Source organism: Paenibacillus sp. FSL R10-2788 (genome assembly GCF_038003885.1).
In the GTDB taxonomy this organism is placed as follows: domain Bacteria; phylum Bacillota; class Bacilli; order Paenibacillales; family Paenibacillaceae; genus Paenibacillus_AQ; species Paenibacillus_AQ odorifer.
The window spans coordinates 4,449,840-4,468,130 of the sequence record NZ_JBBOQA010000001.1 but is presented as its reverse complement, the minus strand read 5'-3'; the positions used below and the strand labels follow the sequence as shown (position 1 = coordinate 4,468,130).

General features: G+C 42.4%; 14 protein-coding genes and 1 pseudogene. 10 read left to right on the top strand and 5 right to left on the bottom strand.

Features of this window, described 5'->3' with window-relative positions; all coding sequences use genetic code 11:
• Positions 1–9: 9 nt before the first annotated feature.
• A complete protein-coding gene (locus NSQ50_RS19880; RefSeq protein ID WP_076225093.1) occupies positions 10–1,281 on the bottom strand; it encodes a serine hydrolase domain-containing protein in 1,272 nt (423 codons plus the stop codon).
• Between the two features lie 66 nt (positions 1,282–1,347).
• On the opposite strand from NSQ50_RS19880, the gene NSQ50_RS19875 reads away from it, so the two are divergent.
• From NSQ50_RS19875 to NSQ50_RS19860, 4 genes are all read left to right on the top strand, one after another.
• Entirely contained in the window at positions 1,348–2,031 is a 684-nt protein-coding gene (locus NSQ50_RS19875; RefSeq protein WP_076225092.1) for a response regulator transcription factor, read from the top strand.
• Positions 2,032–2,033: 2 nt separating this feature from the next.
• The gene (locus tag NSQ50_RS19870) at positions 2,034–3,308 is read left to right on the top strand and encodes a HAMP domain-containing sensor histidine kinase (RefSeq protein WP_038572352.1); all 1,275 of its coding nucleotides are present in this window, start codon (positions 2,034–2,036) and stop codon (positions 3,306–3,308) included.
• A gap of 160 nt (positions 3,309–3,468) precedes the next feature.
• Positions 3,469–4,242, top strand: coding sequence for an ABC transporter ATP-binding protein (locus NSQ50_RS19865; RefSeq protein ID WP_036685808.1), 774 nt, complete (start codon positions 3,469–3,471; stop codon positions 4,240–4,242).
• A gap of 2 nt (positions 4,243–4,244) precedes the next feature.
• Positions 4,245–6,587 (top strand): ABC transporter permease, encoded by a 2,343-nt coding sequence (locus NSQ50_RS19860; RefSeq protein WP_076100135.1) that lies wholly within the window; start codon positions 4,245–4,247, stop codon positions 6,585–6,587.
• Positions 6,588–6,644: 57 nt separating this feature from the next.
• Here NSQ50_RS19860 and NSQ50_RS19855 read toward each other — a convergent pair whose 3' ends face one another.
• Entirely contained in the window at positions 6,645–7,073 is a 429-nt protein-coding gene (locus NSQ50_RS19855) for a VOC family protein (RefSeq protein WP_036685812.1), read from the bottom strand.
• Between the two features lie 434 nt (positions 7,074–7,507).
• Here NSQ50_RS19855 and NSQ50_RS19850 point away from each other — a divergent pair.
• Positions 7,508–10,178, top strand: a pseudogene (locus NSQ50_RS19850) (glycoside hydrolase family 6 protein).
• A 130-nt stretch (positions 10,179–10,308) separates the two neighbouring features.
• On the opposite strand, the gene NSQ50_RS19840 reads toward NSQ50_RS19850, so the two are convergent.
• The 3 genes from NSQ50_RS19840 to NSQ50_RS19830 all read right to left on the bottom strand — a co-directional run bounded on the left by NSQ50_RS19840 (position 10,309) and on the right by NSQ50_RS19830 (position 12,364).
• Positions 10,309–11,163 carry an IS3 family transposase gene (locus tag NSQ50_RS19840; protein WP_340900762.1) on the bottom strand — a complete coding sequence of 285 codons (855 nt, stop codon included), beginning with the start codon at positions 11,161–11,163 and terminating at the stop codon, positions 10,309–10,311.
• A gap of 20 nt (positions 11,164–11,183) precedes the next feature.
• Positions 11,184–11,873, bottom strand: a complete 690-nt coding sequence (locus tag NSQ50_RS19835) for a helix-turn-helix domain-containing protein (RefSeq protein WP_340900311.1) — start codon at positions 11,871–11,873, stop codon at positions 11,184–11,186.
• 95 nt (positions 11,874–11,968) lie between these two features.
• A complete protein-coding gene (locus NSQ50_RS19830) occupies positions 11,969–12,364 on the bottom strand; it encodes a DUF2871 domain-containing protein (RefSeq protein ID WP_036689034.1) in 396 nt (131 codons plus the stop codon).
• Positions 12,365–12,549: 185 nt separating this feature from the next.
• Here NSQ50_RS19830 and NSQ50_RS19825 point away from each other — a divergent pair, with 185 nt between their 5' ends.
• From NSQ50_RS19825 to NSQ50_RS19805, 5 genes are all read left to right on the top strand, one after another.
• The gene (locus tag NSQ50_RS19825) at positions 12,550–13,104 is read left to right on the top strand and encodes a GNAT family N-acetyltransferase (RefSeq protein ID WP_038572346.1); all 555 of its coding nucleotides are present in this window, start codon (positions 12,550–12,552) and stop codon (positions 13,102–13,104) included.
• 125 nt (positions 13,105–13,229) lie between these two features.
• Positions 13,230–13,913 (top strand): MgtC/SapB family protein, encoded by a 684-nt coding sequence (locus NSQ50_RS19820; RefSeq protein WP_244886359.1) that lies wholly within the window; start codon positions 13,230–13,232, stop codon positions 13,911–13,913.
• A 467-nt stretch (positions 13,914–14,380) separates the two neighbouring features.
• The gene (locus tag NSQ50_RS19815) at positions 14,381–15,538 is read left to right on the top strand and encodes an ROK family transcriptional regulator (RefSeq protein WP_076225085.1); all 1,158 of its coding nucleotides are present in this window, start codon (positions 14,381–14,383) and stop codon (positions 15,536–15,538) included.
• 28 nt (positions 15,539–15,566) lie between these two features.
• Entirely contained in the window at positions 15,567–16,571 is a 1,005-nt protein-coding gene (locus tag NSQ50_RS19810; protein ID WP_076225084.1) for an asparaginase, read from the top strand.
• Positions 16,572–16,660: 89 nt separating this feature from the next.
• Positions 16,661–18,265, top strand: coding sequence for a glutathione ABC transporter substrate-binding protein (locus tag NSQ50_RS19805; RefSeq protein ID WP_036689025.1), 1,605 nt, complete (start codon positions 16,661–16,663; stop codon positions 18,263–18,265).
• Positions 18,266–18,291: the final 26 nt, after the last annotated feature.

The following is an 18,291-nucleotide window of genomic DNA, read 5'->3' as shown; positions in this document are numbered from 1 at the left end:
GCAGCCATTTCATGGCTTATGCGGCACTCGTTTGTTTTTTTTCATCCCCAGAAATGAAAGCTCACCCTGTTCATTCCGTTTAAATTCAAATTCACTGTCATGCTTGGTATGATGGAATCTTGTTTCTGAGATAGGATAGAACGGTGTAACCTCTTCATCATTCCAGACAAAATAATAGTCCTGGCCCCTACGCTCTACGCTCGCTTTGCAGCCAAATCCCTCATAGGTCCCCATATATTCAGCATACATGCTATCATCAAGTGGGAAGGCTTGCGGGAATATCGGCATCTCGGCAGGCTCACCGAATACTAATCCAGATAGAGATTCCGTTAACTTGGTAATGGGGACACAATCATAATTGGTCAATATGATGACGGTCGTCTCCTCTTCTGGATATCTGTGCATTTCACTTCGGAAGCCGCGATAAGCGCCGCCGTGATACATTCTTTTGCGATCATAACGTTCGTCCAAAAACCAACCAAAACGATATTTGAGATTACTTGAATGAAAAGCCATCTCCAAAGTATCGTGGGATACTAATTGATCGGAGTATAACGCTTGATCCCACAGGAAAAGATCAGCAGCCGTCGAATACATAGCACCCGCTGATAGGATAGAGCTCATATTTATGTATTCACCCTGAGTATACTCACCCCATGAGGAATGATAAGGTGAGGCTAATTTTGAAATGATTTGCTGATTGTTATAAACTCCTGTATTTACCATGCCAAGAGGCTGTAATATAAAAGTAGTGATATAATCTTCAAATGTCATGCCTGTAATCTTCTCAATAATCATTCCTAATAAATAATAACCTGAATTATTATAGGAAAACGATGTGCCAGGCATAAATGCAGGCGGTTGACTCACAAATAGCTGTAACATCTCCAGTGGAGTCAGCTTCAGCTTATTTAATTTTTGATTATATTCGGGTAGAGAAGTGTAGTTGGCTATACCCGAGGTATGTCCCAGCAGATGAAGGACGGTAATCCCCTCGAATGCATGCTGTTCAGGAAGATACTTAAGGATCGGATCTTCCAGTCGCAGACGTTTTTGTTCTTTTAGCATCAGAATTGCCATGCCAGTGAATGACTTGGTTAATGACCAGATCCGGAATTTGGTATCTATAGTGTTCGGAACCTGATGTTCAAGATTCGCATATCCGTATGCTTTTTGTAGCTTGATTTCTCCATGCTGAGCTATTAAGACTGTGCCGCTCAGTGGCCAGCTTTGTTCGTATTTTTCTAAATATTGCTCCAGACGCTGGGATTGTTTATCCACAGGTAACCCCTCCTTAAAGGCATATTCTAACATAATACTAAATTCTGTTGAAGCGGAGAGAAATCCATGAGATATGATTGTTTAATTATTGATGATGAAACTGAACTTGCGGAGACCACCTGCGAATATTTTAATTTGTTTGATGTTCAAACCGCGTTTGTTACAAGCGCTGCTGCCTGTCGGAGCTTTTTGCGTGAGCATCAGGTCTCAATGTTACTGCTTGATATTAATTTAGGCGGTGAATCCGGCTTCCAGTTATGCAAAGAGCTGCGTCAGACGATGGGGATTCCTATCTTGTTTATTAGTGCCCGCTCCAGTGAAGATGATGTATTGATTGCTCTTGATATCGGAGGAGATGACTATATTCATAAGCCGTATACCCTGAGAGTGCTGCTCGCAAAAGTGAAGGCGGTGCTTAAACGCCACAATAACGAAGTTATAGCTGAGGCAGCGGTCCTTCAAGCCGGCTCTATCCAGATAGACCCTGAACTTAGGAGGGCAAGCCTTAATGGCGTAGCTCTCAAGCTGAAAACGATGGAATATAAACTGCTCAGCTATTTGATTCAGCATAAAAATAGGGTAATCCCCAAAGAGGAGTTATTTACAGAGGTATGGGGAGATGTTTTTGCGGGGGATGGCACCTTAAATGTACATATTCGCCATCTACGCGAGAAGATTGAGCAGAATCCTAATGATCCTCAGTACATCCGTACAGTATGGGGCATCGGTTATGCTTTTGAGGACAAATAGTTATGACTAAAAAACTGCTGTTGGCTCTTCTACTTACTATATTTGCCGCAAGTTTAACGCTCACATTCCTAATTCTTAATTTGCAGGAGGAGACAGGAACAGATAGAGTGGCTATCAATACCATTGTGAAGCTCACGGAACAGAACTGGGACAAGCTTGATCCGAACCTGTACAAGGAAGGTCCTTATGAATTTGCCATTATCGATACCGCGGGAGTACTTAAATATCAGACGGGAAATGCGATTTCCGTTACCGTTAACGAAGCCATCAACAATCGGGATACTCTAGTGGACGTTTTTGTTCAGGATAAGATGGTGGGTAAGGTGATTATTAATAATGATTACCATGCGATTTTTATACATATGAAAAAACAATTTATACAAGTTTCTATTGTGATGCTGCTACTGCTTACGGTTTTAGGCATTCTCTATATTTGGTTCCTGAATCGATCGGTTCTCCGTCCGTTTCGCAAAATGCAGCTATTCGCGAAGCATATCGCGAGAGGTGATCTGGAAGTTCCGCTGGAGATGGATCGTAATCATCTGTTTGGTGCTTTTACCGAAAGCTTTGATATGATGCGGGAAGAGCTTGCAGCGGCTAGACACAGCGAATATTTGGCGAATAAAAGTAAAAAGGAACTGGTTGCTAGTCTCAGTCATGATATTAAAACACCAGTTGCTTCGTTAAAGGCGATTACGGAACTGATGTTATTAAGCGCAAGGGATGAGAAGACCAGCAGACAGCTTAACACTTTGTATTCCAAAGCGGATCAGATTGATCGTCTGGTGACCGATATGTTCCATTCGACCTTAGAGGAACTAAATGAACTTAAAGTCAGCTTAACGGAGGAGCAAAGCCACCTGCTGATCCAAATTATAAATAATGTAAATTTCTATGAACGGATTTCAGCAGCAGCAGTGCCTGACTGTATCATTACGGTGGACTCCTTGCGGCTGCAGCAGGTGATTGATAATGTTGTGAATAATTCCTACAAATATGCCTACATAGACACACCTATTGATATTAGGTTCGAGATTACGGATCATTATCTGGAGGTAGATATTCTGGATTATGGCCCCGGGGTTCCGGAGGAGGAGCTGCCTTTAGTATTTAATAAATTTTTTCGGGGCAGTCTGGCCGTGAGCCAGAATGGTGCGGGTCTAGGCCTGTACATTTCCCGTTATATGATGCAAAAAATGCAAGGCGACATTGTGTGCTCCAATCGGGAGGATGGATTTACAGTCAAACTGCTAATTCCTTTAGCAGGACAGAATTAAGAATTAGCTAAGGATTGCACAAAGACATGTTAAGAACATTTAACGTACGATAAGGTTGCAATTACGAATGAGCTTGTGATTGCAGCCATTATATTTCGCGTAGAGCAATGATTTTCTTTTAGCGCAATTAATGAGCATGAATGTAAATGGAGTGTTCAACATGAGCGAAGTGAATAATAAAGTGCTGATGCAGACTAATAAGCTTGGAAAAACCTTCTCCCATGGAGGAACTCAGCAGCATGTTTTGAAAAATCTGGATCTGACCTTATATCATGGTGATTTCACGATTATCATGGGCAGCTCTGGTTCTGGTAAATCAACACTGCTGTATGCCATTTCGGGTATGGATAAGCCAACGCTTGGAGAGGTTCTATTTGAAGGTCAGGATATCACAGCCATGAGTAATGATCAGCTTGCGATATTCCGGCGGAAGAATTGTGGGTTCGTGTTTCAGCAGATTCATCTGCTGGATACGATGAGTGTCCTCGACAATGTATTATCTAGTGCTTTTCTTGTACAAAAGGATAGAGCAGGGGCTGTGAAAAAAGCCAAAAAGCTACTCTCAGATGTAGGTCTGGATGACTCTGTCTGGGGCAAGTTTCCGGCGCAAATCTCAGGTGGCGAAGCTCAGCGGGCGGGTATTATCCGGGCATTGATCAACAGTCCAAAAGCGGTTTTCGCTGATGAGCCGACAGGTGCGTTAAACAGTTCAGCAGGAATAGGTGTATTGCGCGTCCTCACTGAGGTGAATAGGCAAGGGCAAAGCATAATTATGGTTACACATGATCTTAAAACCGCGTTGCGTGGTAATCGGATATTGTATCTGCGGGACGGAGTCATCGTTGGTGATTTGCGTCTTACCCCTTATAGCGAAGATAACGGACCTGAACGGCAGCAGCAAGTACAGTCCTTTCTAACCGAATTGGGGTGGTAGGGATGAGCAGCCTAATAGGAAAACTAGCTTGGTCAAATATTCGTAAAAGAAAAAGCGCCACGCTTACACTCTTCATTTTGATCATGATAGCTGTGCTGCTGCTGAACATTGGCCTTACGGTCAGTTTAAAGCTAAATTCTTTTCAGCAAGAAAAAATGACTGAATTAAGGACTCCAGAAATAAGTGCATTTTTCCCAAAAGATGATCATCTAGAAGAGTATGAGGAGCTTGTGGATAGTTATTCATATACAGAAACCTGGGAGAATGAAGCAGCAATTCTGTTAGCAGACGCTAAAATGAAGTACGGACAAACGGACACTACGGTAGCTTTTATAATTCTTAACATGGATACACCGCGGACCAAGGGACTATTCAAGACAACGACTCCGTTAGGATCTAAGGATGCGGATATGATCTATTTGCCTTATTTGTTCCATGTTGGATCGGGGTATAACCTTGGCGATACCTTTTCTTTTGTATACGATAATAAGCCATTCTCTTATACCATAGGTGGCTTTATTGAGGAGCCGTTGCTAGGGACGTTAACTAATGGAGCTTTAAAAGTATTTTTGAATGATGAAGGTTATAAGCAGTTGGAGAAACGTCTTGGAACAGAAGCTCAGTACAGCTTTCTATCAGCAGATTTAACCGATCCTTTAAAGGATGTAAAGCTGGAACAAATGCTAAGTGAGCGGATTTTTGCCTCAGGAAGTACGGATCAATTTCAAGTCATGCGGGCAGAGGTTGGTCTCCAAGGGAACCGTGTTTTTGTTAATCTTTTAGCGGCCATTCTGATCGTATTTGCCCTGATTATGGTTCTGATCTCGCTTATTGTCATCAGGTTTCAAATATTGGGACATATTGAAGACAATTTGACGAATATCGGTATTTTAAAAGCCAACGGTTATACTTCATGGCAGATTAAAAACGCGCTTCTGCTACAGTTCACCTCAGTGTCAATCATCGCAGCTATACCGGGAGGTGGGTTATCTGGGCTGGTTATGCCGTTGGTAGGGAATATGATTTCGTCTTCAATCGGACTTCTGTGGCCAATATCCTTTGAAGGGGTCAGTGCAGTACTTAGTTTGGTTATTGTCTCTGGACTAGTGCTACTTGTTACCTATCTGTCGAGCCGGCGAATTCGGAACATTACTCCGATTACAGCTCTGCAGAGCGGAATCCTCACTCACAATTTTAAGCGGAACCCAATTCCACTCGAAACATCCCGAATGAATCTGCAATTCAGCTTAAGCCTTAAAGCTTTAGTAAGGCAAATGAAGCAGAATATGATGATCGTATTGATCGTTGCCGGATTAACCTTTTCTAGTATTTTTTGCTCTATATTGAATTTCAACTTTAAGGGAGACACCTCAGCAGTTATAAAACTGGTAGGTATAGAACGCAGCGACTTTTTGTTGTTGCCGAAAAACGGTGACCTACAGCAGGGGAAGTTTACAGAATTAGAAGCCATGCCAGGGGTTGAAAAGTTGACTGTATTGGATAGCATGGTCGCTTCGATTAAAAATACCAGCTTTATGCTCCGGGTATCTGACGATTATAGCAAGCTGGAGACACAAACCATATACAAAGGGCGAGAGCCTATTTATGATAATGAAATTGTGATTTCCGGTGTTATTGCAAAGTTGAAAAATACAGAAATAGGGGACGAGGTACCTATCACTTTTAATGGTGTGACGGAGAATTATTTGGTCACTGGCTTAAGCCAGCAGATTAGCCAACTTGGAATGGTGGCGAGTATGACCGGTGATGGAATGAGAAGACTTCAACCGGAGTACACCCCTCTGTCCATCAATGTGTATCTGAAAGAGGGGGGAGATGCGCAAGCTTTTGTGAAGGATCTGGAAGCACATTTCCCCGGAAAATGGAATATTACTAACATTCGAGAAACGGTTGATAGTACGCTCAGTACATTCACTGCCGCAGTATCTTCTATGACAGCAGTCATCACTGTGGTGACGATTATAGTAGTAAGCCTGATTTTATATTTAGTGATTAAGACTTTGATTCTGAAGCGGAAGCGTGAGTTCGGCATTCTTAAAGGAATGGGTTATACCACTTTTAATCTGATGACGCAGATTACCTTTAGTCTGTTTCCGGTGATTGTGGTGGGAGTAGCTTTGGGGAGTATAGGCGGTTATTTTTTCTCGGACTCTGCGTTTGTACTATTGCTCTCGAGTTTAGGGATTTATAACGTCCAACTGGCGGTTAGTTTGCCACAAGTATTGCTATTGTGTGCAGCCATTCTAGTAGTCGCTTATGCGGTGTCTATGCTTGTTGCCCGGCGAATTCGGAAGGTTAGTGTTTACGATTTGATTATGGACTAAGCAAAAGACAAAAAAACAACGAGCAGGAGGTTTGTTACTCCATACTCGTTGTTTTTTTTACATATTCATTCGTCCGTCATCATAATTGAATTGCCAATCAATGCCGAATTTATCTTTTAGACTACCATAACAAGAGCTCCAGAAGGTTTCTTGCAGTTCCATAACTACTTTACCGCCCTCTTGAAGTTTATTGAAATATTTCTTTATGTTATCTAAATCCTTACTAACTACGGAAAGACTAATATTGTTTCCTTCGATAAAAGGCATGCCTGGAAAAACATCAGAAAACATTACATTACTGCCTTCGATATTCAAGCGGGTGTGCATAACCAAATCTTTAGCTTCCTCAGGAAGAGTGAAATTGGGATCGGGTGGTGTTTCACCAAAGGTCATGATTTGTGGACGTTCAGTGCCAAACACCTCTGCGTAAAACTCTGCTGCGTCACGACAATTCCCGTTGAAATTAAGATAAACATCGATAGACATTTTTTTCACTCCTTAAAGGTTTGTTAGCGGCACATCAAAAGTTCTTAAAATTCAAAATACCTTATCACATCCACATTGTATCATTTACCAGTTTATAAACAAATATACTTTTAGTCTCATTATTAAACTTTTATTTCATCTACTATCTTCTAATTAAAAATAGGATATGGTAGTATTCAAGAAAAGGGATAATTTTCTATAAATTAAATAAAATTATATTTATGTTAAATAGTTGGGGTGGATTTGGGCTCGTGTTTGATCTTTACCACTGAGAGGAGGTGATGGTGAGTGCGGGTAAGGCATAGAGGAGGTGACAATTCTTTAAAGGAGTGAATACTGCAATTGTAGCATCGCGTGGCTATTAATAAATTATTTACGAATTTATTTAATTGTCGAAAGGAGAATAATAAATGACAAAAGCACTAAGGAAGCAAATGTTGTTATTGCTTACGATCATGGCTTTAGTTATCACCGGATATGCTCCTTCTACCACGTATGCCAGTGAGGCACATGTTGACAATCCGTTTGTAGGAGCTACAGCATATGTGAATCCTGATTATGCCGCACTGATTGATACCTCTATTGCTCAGGTTACCGATAGTACTTTAGTTTCCAAGATGGAGACCATTAAAAAATATCCGACAGCCGTATGGCTGGATCGAATTGCTGCAATTTATGGCGGAGAGGACAATGGAGGTAGAAAAAGTCTGGAACAGACTTTAGATGCCGTACTCGCGCAAAAGCAACCCAATACGCCGATTACAGCCACGTTCGTAATTTATGACATGCCTGGGCGGGATTGCCACGCTCTTGCCTCCAATGGCGAGCTGCCACTGACAGCTGCGGGTCTTACAACCTATAAGTCAGATTATGTTGACGTAATCGCCAGTATTTTTGCAAAGCCCAAATATAGTGACATTCGTATAGTGACTATCGTAGAGCCGGACTCGCTTCCGAATCTAGTCACCAATCTCAGCACACCAACAGTGTGCTCAAGCTAACTCCACGAATATTTACCGTGATGCTACGCGTTACACTTTAAATGCTCTCCATGCCATTCCGAATGTATATACTTACATGGATATTGGCCACTCCGGCTGGCTCGGATGGGATACTAACCGTGGCCCCGCTATCGACCTCTTTACTTCGGTTGTGTCAGGCACTACAGCTGGACTTGCTAGTGTCGATGGATTTATTACGAATACAGCCAATACCACTCCACTAGTAGAACCTAATCTTCCAGATCCGAATCTTACGATAGGCAGCCAGCAGCTTCGCTCCGCAAGTTATTATGAATGGAATCCGTATTTTGATGAAGCCGATTTCACAGCAGCTTTGTATTCAGGTTTTGTAGCAAAAGGTTGGCCTTCCACGATCGGCTTCCTTATTGATACCTCCCGTAACGGGTGGGGTGGACCTAATCGCCCGACTAGTGCAAGCGGAACAACCGTTAACGCTTATGCAGATTCCGGTCGGATTGATAAACGTCTCCATCGCGGCAATTGGTGTAATGCCAGCGGCGCTGGAATTGGAGAAGTTCCACAAGCAGCCCCTGCAGGTTATGCAGCCTCACATTTGGACGCATTTGTCTGGGTGAAACCTCCGGGAGAATCTGATGGTTCCAGCAGTGCCATTCCAAATAATGAAGGCAAGGGCTTTGACAGAATGTGTGATCCGACTTATACCAGCTCAAGCGGCACACTGACCGGTGCATTACCTAATGCGCCTGTATCAGGTCACTGGTTCCATGATCAATTTGTTCAGCTGGTACAGAATGCTTACCCTGTAATTCCTCTGAGCAACGGAGGGGGCACTGTAGTTCCAGAGGCACCCACTAACTTGGTAGCGACAGCGGGAGATGCAAAGGTAAGCCTGAGCTGGAGCGCATCCAGTGGTGCGACTAGTTAAACGGTAAAACGAGCGACCACAAGCGGAGGGCCGTATACCACAGTAGCGACAGGATTAACAGCTACGAGCTACTCCAACACCGCCTTAACGAACGGAACAACTTATTACTATGTTGTAAGCGCAACCAATAGTGTGGGAGAGAGTGTGGATTCTACACAAGCGAGTGCGACTCCAGCAGCAGTGGCGACTGTTCCCGCGGCACCAACCAATTTGGTAGCGACAGCAGGTGAGGCGAAAGTAAGCCTGAGCTGGAGCGCATCCAGTGGAGCGACTAGTTACACTGTGAAAAGTGCAACCACAAGCGGAGGACCGTACACTACTGTAGCGACAGGGCTAACGGCAACGAGCTACACCAACACGGGCCTAACGAACGGAACAACCTATTACTATGTTGTAAGCGCAAACAATAGTGTAGGAGAGAGTGTGAATTCGGGACAAGCAAGTGCGATCCCAGCAGCGGTGGCAACTGTTCCAGTGGCACCAACTAACTTGGTAGCGACAGCAGGAGATGCGAAAGTGAGCCTGAGCTGGAGCGCATCCAGTGGTGCGACGAGTTACACTGTGAAAAGTGCAACCACAAGCGGAGGACCGTACACCACTGTAGCAACAGGGCTAACGGCAACGAGCTACATCAACACGGGCTTAACGAACGGAACAACCTATTACTATGTTGTAAGCGCAACCAATAGTGCGGGAGAGAGTGTGAATTCGGCACAAGCGAGTGCTGTTCCACAAGTTCCGGCAGCAACTAGTCTGACGTTGCAGTATCGGGCGGGAGATACTAATGCGACAGACAATCAGATCAAACCTTATTTTAATATTAAAAATAACGGCACAGCCGCAGTGAACTTAAGCGATCTTAAAATCCGTTATTATTTCACTAAAGATAGTAATCAGACGTTAAACAGCGCAATTGACTGGGCACAAGTTGGCAACAATAATATTCAAGTCGCCTTTGCAGACTACACAGGCACGAATGCAGACACTTACGTTGAACTTTCGTTTACTTCTGCAGCTGGTTCCATTCCAGCTGGAGGCCAGTCCGGAGATATTCAGCTCAGAATATATAAATCCGATTGGACTAATTTTAACGAAGCCAATGACTACTCCTTTGATGCTACTAAAACTGCTTATACTAACTGGGATAAAGTGACACTTTATCAAAGTGATGCTCTCGTATGGGGGATTGCTCCGTAACGGAAAGCAGGGGATATTTAAAAGAGCCGCTGGAGTGATTGAAGTGCTCCCTGTCAAGTGGACAGTGTAAAAAACAAAAATAGTTAGTTTAGATACCTCAGTTCGTATTGCCAGAACTGAGGTATCTTCGTTATGCAGCTCGTCGGTATTCGCTAGGTGACAAGCCATCCAAACACTCTGTGTAGCGGTAATTATTGTAGTAGTGAATATATTTGCTAACCTCTGTAAGGACATCATCATAGGTGTCATACTTTGTAAGATAATAGCTTTCTGACTTGTATGTACCCCAAAAACGCTCAATAGGTTGGTTGTCCAAACACCGACTCACACGAGACATGCTTTTCTTAAATCCGTATTTTATATGAAGTCGGTTGTACTCATGAGACGTGTACTGGAAGCCTCTGTCGCTTTGTAAAAGAGGGGATACGCCAGGATTCTTTGCGTAAGCCCTCTTCAACGTATCCATCACGAGTTTATTGTTGTTAGAATGGCTTAATACCCATGAGACAATGGAATTATCATAGACATCAATAATAGCGCTCAAATAGGCTTTGCGCCCATTCCCGTACTTCAGTTCAGTCACATCTGTACACCATTTTGAATTAGGAGAATTGGCATCAAAGTTACGGTTCATTACATTTTCAGCTACATGGATCTCCGTAGCTTTCACATAACTTGCTCGTTTTCTGCGAATGACCGCTTTAAGCCCAAGAGCACACATGATTCGGTAATAACGCTTTTTGTTGTACTTCTTTTTGAGCTTTCGGTTTAATTGCGTACGCATTTGACGATAGCCAAGTATCCCTTTTCGCTTGTCATAACGAAGCTTTACTTCTTTGGCTAACGCACGAATTTCAAGTTCCATGCTAGAGGGTTTCCATTTTAACCACTTGTAATAGGCAGATCGAGCAACCCCAGCTAACGCACACAACTTCGTAATTGCGTGACCTTTTTCTTTGTTCAGTTCTTGAATCGCTTGATACAAGTTTACTTGCCGAACGAGGGTTAGCGTGTATTTCGTCGCTTGATCTCCGCCAACTTTTTTGCGAAGTCATTCTCCATCTCTAGGTATTCATTTCGCGCTTCTAGCTCTTTAATCCGTAGCTTAAGACGTTCATGCTCATCTAGTTCTTCTACAGGCTTTTTGCGACCGCGATTGTCCTGAAGAGCCTCCTCCCGGCCAGCTTGATATTTCCGAACCCATGCGTAAACTTGCTGATAAGATACTCCGTACTTTTCAATCGCTTTCTGATAATCCAATCCATTAGCGATGGTATATTGTGCAATTTCAATGCGTTCTTCGAAAGTTGTTTTACGTCCTTGGTTCATATGAGATAGTCCTTTTCCTGTATGTGTAGGTTTCAATTCTATCTCATTAGTATACTTGGTAATCCATTTTGTCAAAACACTTCTGCTTGAAATATAATGCTTGTTTGTCACCTCTTCAACGGAGCAACGACCAGACAACACTTCGTTAACAGCAGCAAGCTTCAATTCCTTTGGGTATGATTTCCATGTTCTCGATTCCCTCAACCCGTCCAAACCATCTGCTTTATATTTCCTAATCCATTCTCTAACTGTGTGTGAACTAAGACCTAGCTGCTTTGCCTCATAGTTTGGATTTGACTTGTGCTCAAGGCACAGCCCTACGACATGTAATTTTACTTTTAAAGATGTTGGACTTCTATTAGACATTAGAAAAACTCCCATCATTGTAGCAGTAGAAGTTTTTGTTTTTTCTACTGTCTACTATGATGGGAGCTTATCAGATCCTGGCGGCTCTTTCTGTATTATTTAATTCGTTTACCGAGTAGCACAAGCAGCCAGATGATTCCAGCCCCAACAATGGCGTGACCAAGCCCCGCAATATGGGGCAGGAAGCTAATATCACTGCCGTTAATTTGCAGCATTCCACGTGTAGCCATTGCACCAATCGTGATTAGAAGACCAATGTTATAGACAATGTACCATGCACCAAAAGATTTAGCCTCATGGATATTAAATAACTTATCTAAGATCATAGCAATAATAAAGAAAAAGAATCCTAAGATTAGAATGTGGGTGTGAAGCGCAACTAATATAGTATCTCCTGTGAAATCATTCATTTTAGTAATTTCGCGATAGGCCACTCCGGCTATCAAACCAAGAATTGCATAGAAAAAAGACGTGTAATACAATTTTTTCATAAGAATATCTCCTTTGTAGTTATCGTTATGATTGAAGTGTATCAAGCAATTAAGAACGCAATATGAACAAATGATTACAAGGTGAAAAAAATCACTAGTTTATAAATACATTATATCCTAAAGGAAGTTTCACTTTCCACGACGAACTGTACTACTAGAGAAATGAGAGGAGACTTAAGGAAAATATGAATGATAACATTGAAGTATTTCCGGTGCTCGAAACTGACCGCTTTATTTTGAGAAGAATTACACTGGATGATGCTAAAGAAATATATGATTATTTTTCAAAAGATGAAGTGACCCAGTATTATGATCTGGATAGCTTCACCGATATACAGCAAGCGATCAACCTTATCGAAAGATGGGATGAACGTTTCAAAGGCAAACAAAGCATTCGCTGGGGAATAGCCAGGCGTGAGGATAATATAATGATTGGTTCATGCGGATATCATAACTGGGCGCACAGAAATTTCAAAGCAGAGATTGGGTATGAATTATCTCCACTTTATTGGTGGCAGGGTGTGATGACGGAAGTTCTGACAGCTATTATTGCGTATGGCTTTGAGCATATGAAGCTCCATCGAATTGAGGCGTTTTATGATCCGGCTAATATTGCCTCCAAGAAGTCGCTTTTGAAAGCGGGCTTTAAGTATGAGGGGTTGTTACGCGAATCTTTTTTTGAAAAAGGTAGATTTGTAGATGCGGAGATTTGCTCTTTGTTAGCTTCCGATACGAACTAAGAAGTGTAAAATTAATAAAAGCAAGTTAACCATAATGCGAGAGGACGTATTATGGTTTTTTGTTTGTGATACAATAAATAGATTATCGAATTTATCCTACGTGGTACTAATCCAACATACATATCATGATGAAAGAAGGTGAAGGTATGGAGTTTGAGTATTTGCTTCGTGTAATTGGCGCGGGAATTTGTGGCGTATTAGTTGGATATGAACGCAAAAGCCGGATGAAAGAAGCTGGAGTTAGAACACATTTTGTTGTAGCCTTAGGTGCTGCACTCATGATGGTCATCTCCAAATATGGGTTTCAGGACCAAGCGGATTGGCCTAATCTTTCTCTTGATCCCGCTCGGATAGCTGCTCAGGTAGTAAGCGGAGTAGGTTTTTTGGGAGCAGGGATGATTTTTATGCAAAGACACACAGTCAAAGGGCTCACTACTGCTGCAGGGATTTGGGCAACAGCCGGAGTGGGCATGGCCATAGGGTCTGGTCTTTATATTCTTGGCGTAGGAGCAACGATAATCATTTTACTTGGGCAAAAGATCTTACACAGTCGTAACAGCTGGCTGGCCGCACCAAAAACCCAACAGCTCGTTATAAGTCTAGCTAACACAGAAGGCGCTATGGGCCGAATTCAAGAGTTACTTAAAGAACACAAAATTGCTGTTCTAAGTTTTCATGCTGAAAATAACAGTGTAGAATCCGAATTAAACGTAGAAATCGTTGTAAGATTGCCTGAATCATTTAATCCAGTGCAATTGTTATCGATGATCCAAGAGGACGCAGCCGTTAAGACCGTTGAGTTTCAATGATTTTTTAGCACCCTCGATGTAACTAACTCACTTCGCATCAAAGGTTACCTCCCTTTAGAGAGCTTCCTTTTGATGCGAGTGTTACCTTCCATTTTACAATCGATTCACACACCTCACATTAATCCAAACAAAATACTTCTTTCAGTCTTTCTATCCCAATTAATAGGATCAAGATTCAAATTAAATGCTAATTCATGGGTATGTGTGTTATGTCTGTGTTATATATTTAGTGGTTTTTGTGTCGGTTATCTTTAGTTAACCGCTTACATTTATTTTTAAATAAAAAATATGTCATTTATATTGACACATAAACCATGACCCTTTATTATTAATCCCATCACTGGAGAAACTAGATTAAAATTTAAATCAAACAATACATTATCAGCGCTTTATTTGCAAATATTTTCTTGTTTTTGTGGTTTATTAATCCAATTAATGCACTGGAGAAAATAATTAGGAGAATGCCCGTGAAAAAGCACGATCAGGATTTTATGAAGCGACAAAATCGTTTAACGGTTTTCGAAATTATAAAAAATCAACAACCGATTTCTCGCGCTTCTATTGCTAAGCAGACTGGTATGAGTCCTACGACTGTAAGTCGAATTGTCGGAGAGTTGACGGAGGAAGGATATTTACTCGATTCAGAGCAGGTATCATCAGGATTAGGTAGGAAATCAACGTTAATAGGTATGATGGACGCTTCTGTATTATCGGTTGGCGTTGAACTGGATCGCAGTCTTATGTCTATTGGAATTGTGGATTTACAAGGACAGCTTATCTGCAGTAGTCAATTTCCCCGTACACCAGACGAAAGTCCAGATCGAACGCTGGAGCGAATTAAGGATGCCATCGAACAATTGTTCCAGCTGCATGTGATTGACAGAACACGTATCGTGGGTATTGGCGTTGGACTTCCCGGCATTGTGAATAACGAAGAAGGAATTGTTGTCTTCTCTGTTCAGCTAGGATGGAAAAATGTGCCGTTAGCCAAACGCTTGAAGGAACTGACAGGTTTTGAAATCGCTGTGGACAATGAGCTGAAAGTAAGGGCTCTTGCAGAACATCTTAAAGGAGCCGCAGTCGGCTCCAGCCGTACGGCATTATTGGGGTTCGGTCAAGGCGTGGGTTCTGCGATGATTCTCGAGGGAGAGATTTACCGAGGGGTGATGAACAGTGCGGGTGAAATTGGGCATACGACAGTGGATCCTAACGGAATGATGTGTGAGTGCGGCAAAGCGGGCTGTTTACAGACTTATATAAATATCAGTTCTTTATTATCTGAAGCTAATCGGATTCGCCCGATCCGTACGATTGAGGAGTTATTCGCAGCAAAACATGCAGGAGAACAATGGGCGATTCACTTGATCGACCGTGCACTCATGTATATGGCGATCACCATTAATAATGTCGTATGCATGTATAACCCCGACAGCGTGATTTTGAGTGGAGAACTCGTGGACAAATTCCCGGATATATACGAAGAAGTTGAGCAGCTGTACCTCTCGCGCTTTACATGGGAGCCGCTTCGGGGTTCCTTTACGATTCATCGTTCGTTGCTGAATGAGAAGGGTGTAATTATCGGATCGGGACTTTTATCGCAGAACCGATTTTTTGCCTTAGATTAAATTAAATACTGCTGGGGAGGTTGTACAGATGGGATTTACAACATTGGTAGAAGAATATCGTGGTGACCTGCTGGAGAATGTGCATTATGGTGCAGTTAGTGTAGTTGATGAGAAGGGCAGCATTTTGTACAAAGCAGGTGATCCGGAGCATATGACTTATCTTCGCTCTGCTGCTAAGCCATTCCAAGCTTTGCCGGTAATGAAACGCCGGATCGATGAAGTATATGGTTTGACAAGTAAAGAAGCATCGCTGTTTACCGCTTCACACCGGGGAGAAGCCTTCCATATTGAAGCGCTTGAAGCTCTTTTTCAGAAAATGGGATTAAAAGAAGAGTCACTTCATTGCTGCTCTACATACCCGCTGAATGAAGAAGCCAAAGCAGAACGTCACCGGGCAAATGAGCCAACTCGTAAAATCTTTCATAACTGCTCAGGCAAACATGCAGGTTTAATGGGCCTTAGCAAATATATGGGTTGGGATATAGACACTTATTACGATCCTAACCATCCTGTACAACAGGAGATTCTTGAGATGATGGCTTATATCGCTGAAGTTCCCAAAGCGTCCATCCCGCAAGGTATTGATGGCTGTGGACTTCCTATCTTCGCACTTCCGCTTCATAAAATCGCTTATTCCTATCTAAAGCTAGCGTGTCCCGATTTGATAGAGGATACGGATATACGTAAGGCAGCCGCTGCCATTGCAAAACTTATGAACGATAACCCGGTTATGATTGCTGACACGAAATTTGTATGCTCAGAGCTCCTGAAGGATGACAATCTGACAGCTAAAGGTGGAGCAAAAGGGGTATACGGTATCGGACTCCGTAAGGAACGAATGGGTATATCACTGAAAGTATCCGACGGATCAGAACAAGTCTGGCCATGTATTATCGCATCGATTCTAGAACGTATTGGTTACAGCAATCAAGACACAATTGATCGCTTATATGCACTTGTGCCTAACACGATTGTTAATGATGGCGGTACTGTGGTCGGCGAACGCCGTGCTGTATTTCAATGGGAGATCTAGAGCATAAGGTCAAGAATAATCTTCAAGTTTGGTGATTAATCGGACTAGAAGCTTTTCTAATACATCGTTTGAATAGGGGAGTGTAAAAAATGAAAGCAAAAGGAAAAGTATGGTCAATGTTCATGCTGCTGCTTATTACAGTAGTAGTGACTGCAGGGTGCGGCAACAAAGCGAGCAACGAGGGACAAAAAGGCAATACTGCTGGTGGAACTGAAACTAGCACCCCAACTACAAAGAATGATAAAGACATTGTAATTGCCATCAATTCTAACTTTATTACGCTGGACCCTCATAACGCAAGCGATACGCATTCAATCAGCGCTGCCAGAACGATGTACGAAGGTCTGATGGGTTTTGATGAGAATATGAACGTAGTTCCTGTTCTTGCCGCAAGCCATTCCATAAGTGAAGACGGGTTGGTCTACACGTTCACGCTGCAAGAGAATGTTAAATTCCAAGACGGTACTGACTTTAATGCTGAAGCGGTTAAAGTTAACATTGCCCGTATTCAAGATGAGAAGAATAATCTGAGACTGCGCAAAAGCTTCGCAAAGGTAGCTAAAGTGGAGACTCCTGATGCCAAAACAGTGGTTATTACACTCAGCGAGCCGTACAACGCATTTTTAAATAAAGTAGCTATGGCACCTATTATTAGTCCGAAAGCTTTAGAAGAAAATGGCGCCGATATTTCGAAAAATCCTGTAGGAACGGGACCATTTAAGTTCAAAGAATGGGTGCAAGGCGACCGCTTGGTTGTCGTTAAGAACCCTGACTACTGGCAAGCTGGGTTGCCAAAAGTAGATAGTGTGACCTTTAGACCTGTTCCAGAGAATGGATCACGGATAGCCATGCTAAAAACCGGCGAGGCAGATTTCATTTATCCAATGCCAACGGAGCAAGTATCTGAGGTTGAAGGTCTTGAAGGAATTACTGTAGATACCATCGATTCGACAATTGTTCGTTATGTAACGTTAAATACGATGAAAAAACCTTTTGATGATGTGAAGGTTCGTCAAGCCATTAACTATGCTATCAATAAAGAAGCTTATATCAAAGTTGTGAAATCGGGTCTTGGCGCTAAGCTTGATTCCACGATGTCTTCCAAAACACAATACTATTCCCCACAAACAGGTTATGACTATGACATTGAAAAAGCTAAACAATTGCTTGCTGAGGCAGGATATCCTGATGGATTCGAAACCGAAATTTGGGGTGAAAATGAATCCGAAACTATGAAGGGTATGCAATTTATTCAGCAACAGCTAGCACTTGTAGGGATTAAGGTAGACGTGAAATCCATGGAAGGCGGCACATTGTCCGACCAAATTAACTCTGCTAAGACGCCAGAAGAAGCAAAAATTCAAATGTGGTATGTCAGCTGGTCTCCGTCTTCAGGTGATGCAGATGGTGCAACCAGAGGGTTGTTCAGTAGTGAAATGTTCCCGCCTGCTGGCTCAAATACAGCTTATTATAAAAATGAAAATGTAGACAAGTGGATCGCTGAGGCGAATAAATCTGTTGATCCAGAAGCGGCTAAATCCATTTATGGCAATATTCAAAAAACAATATGGGAAGATGCTCCATGGGCATTCATGGGCGTCGACCAAATCATCTCAGGCAAAAGATCGTATCTGGAAGGAGTTAAGGTCTTCCCCGATGGTTCCATTAATGTCCTGAATGCAGAAGTGAAATAATGCTAAACAAACGTTAGGTTTAATAT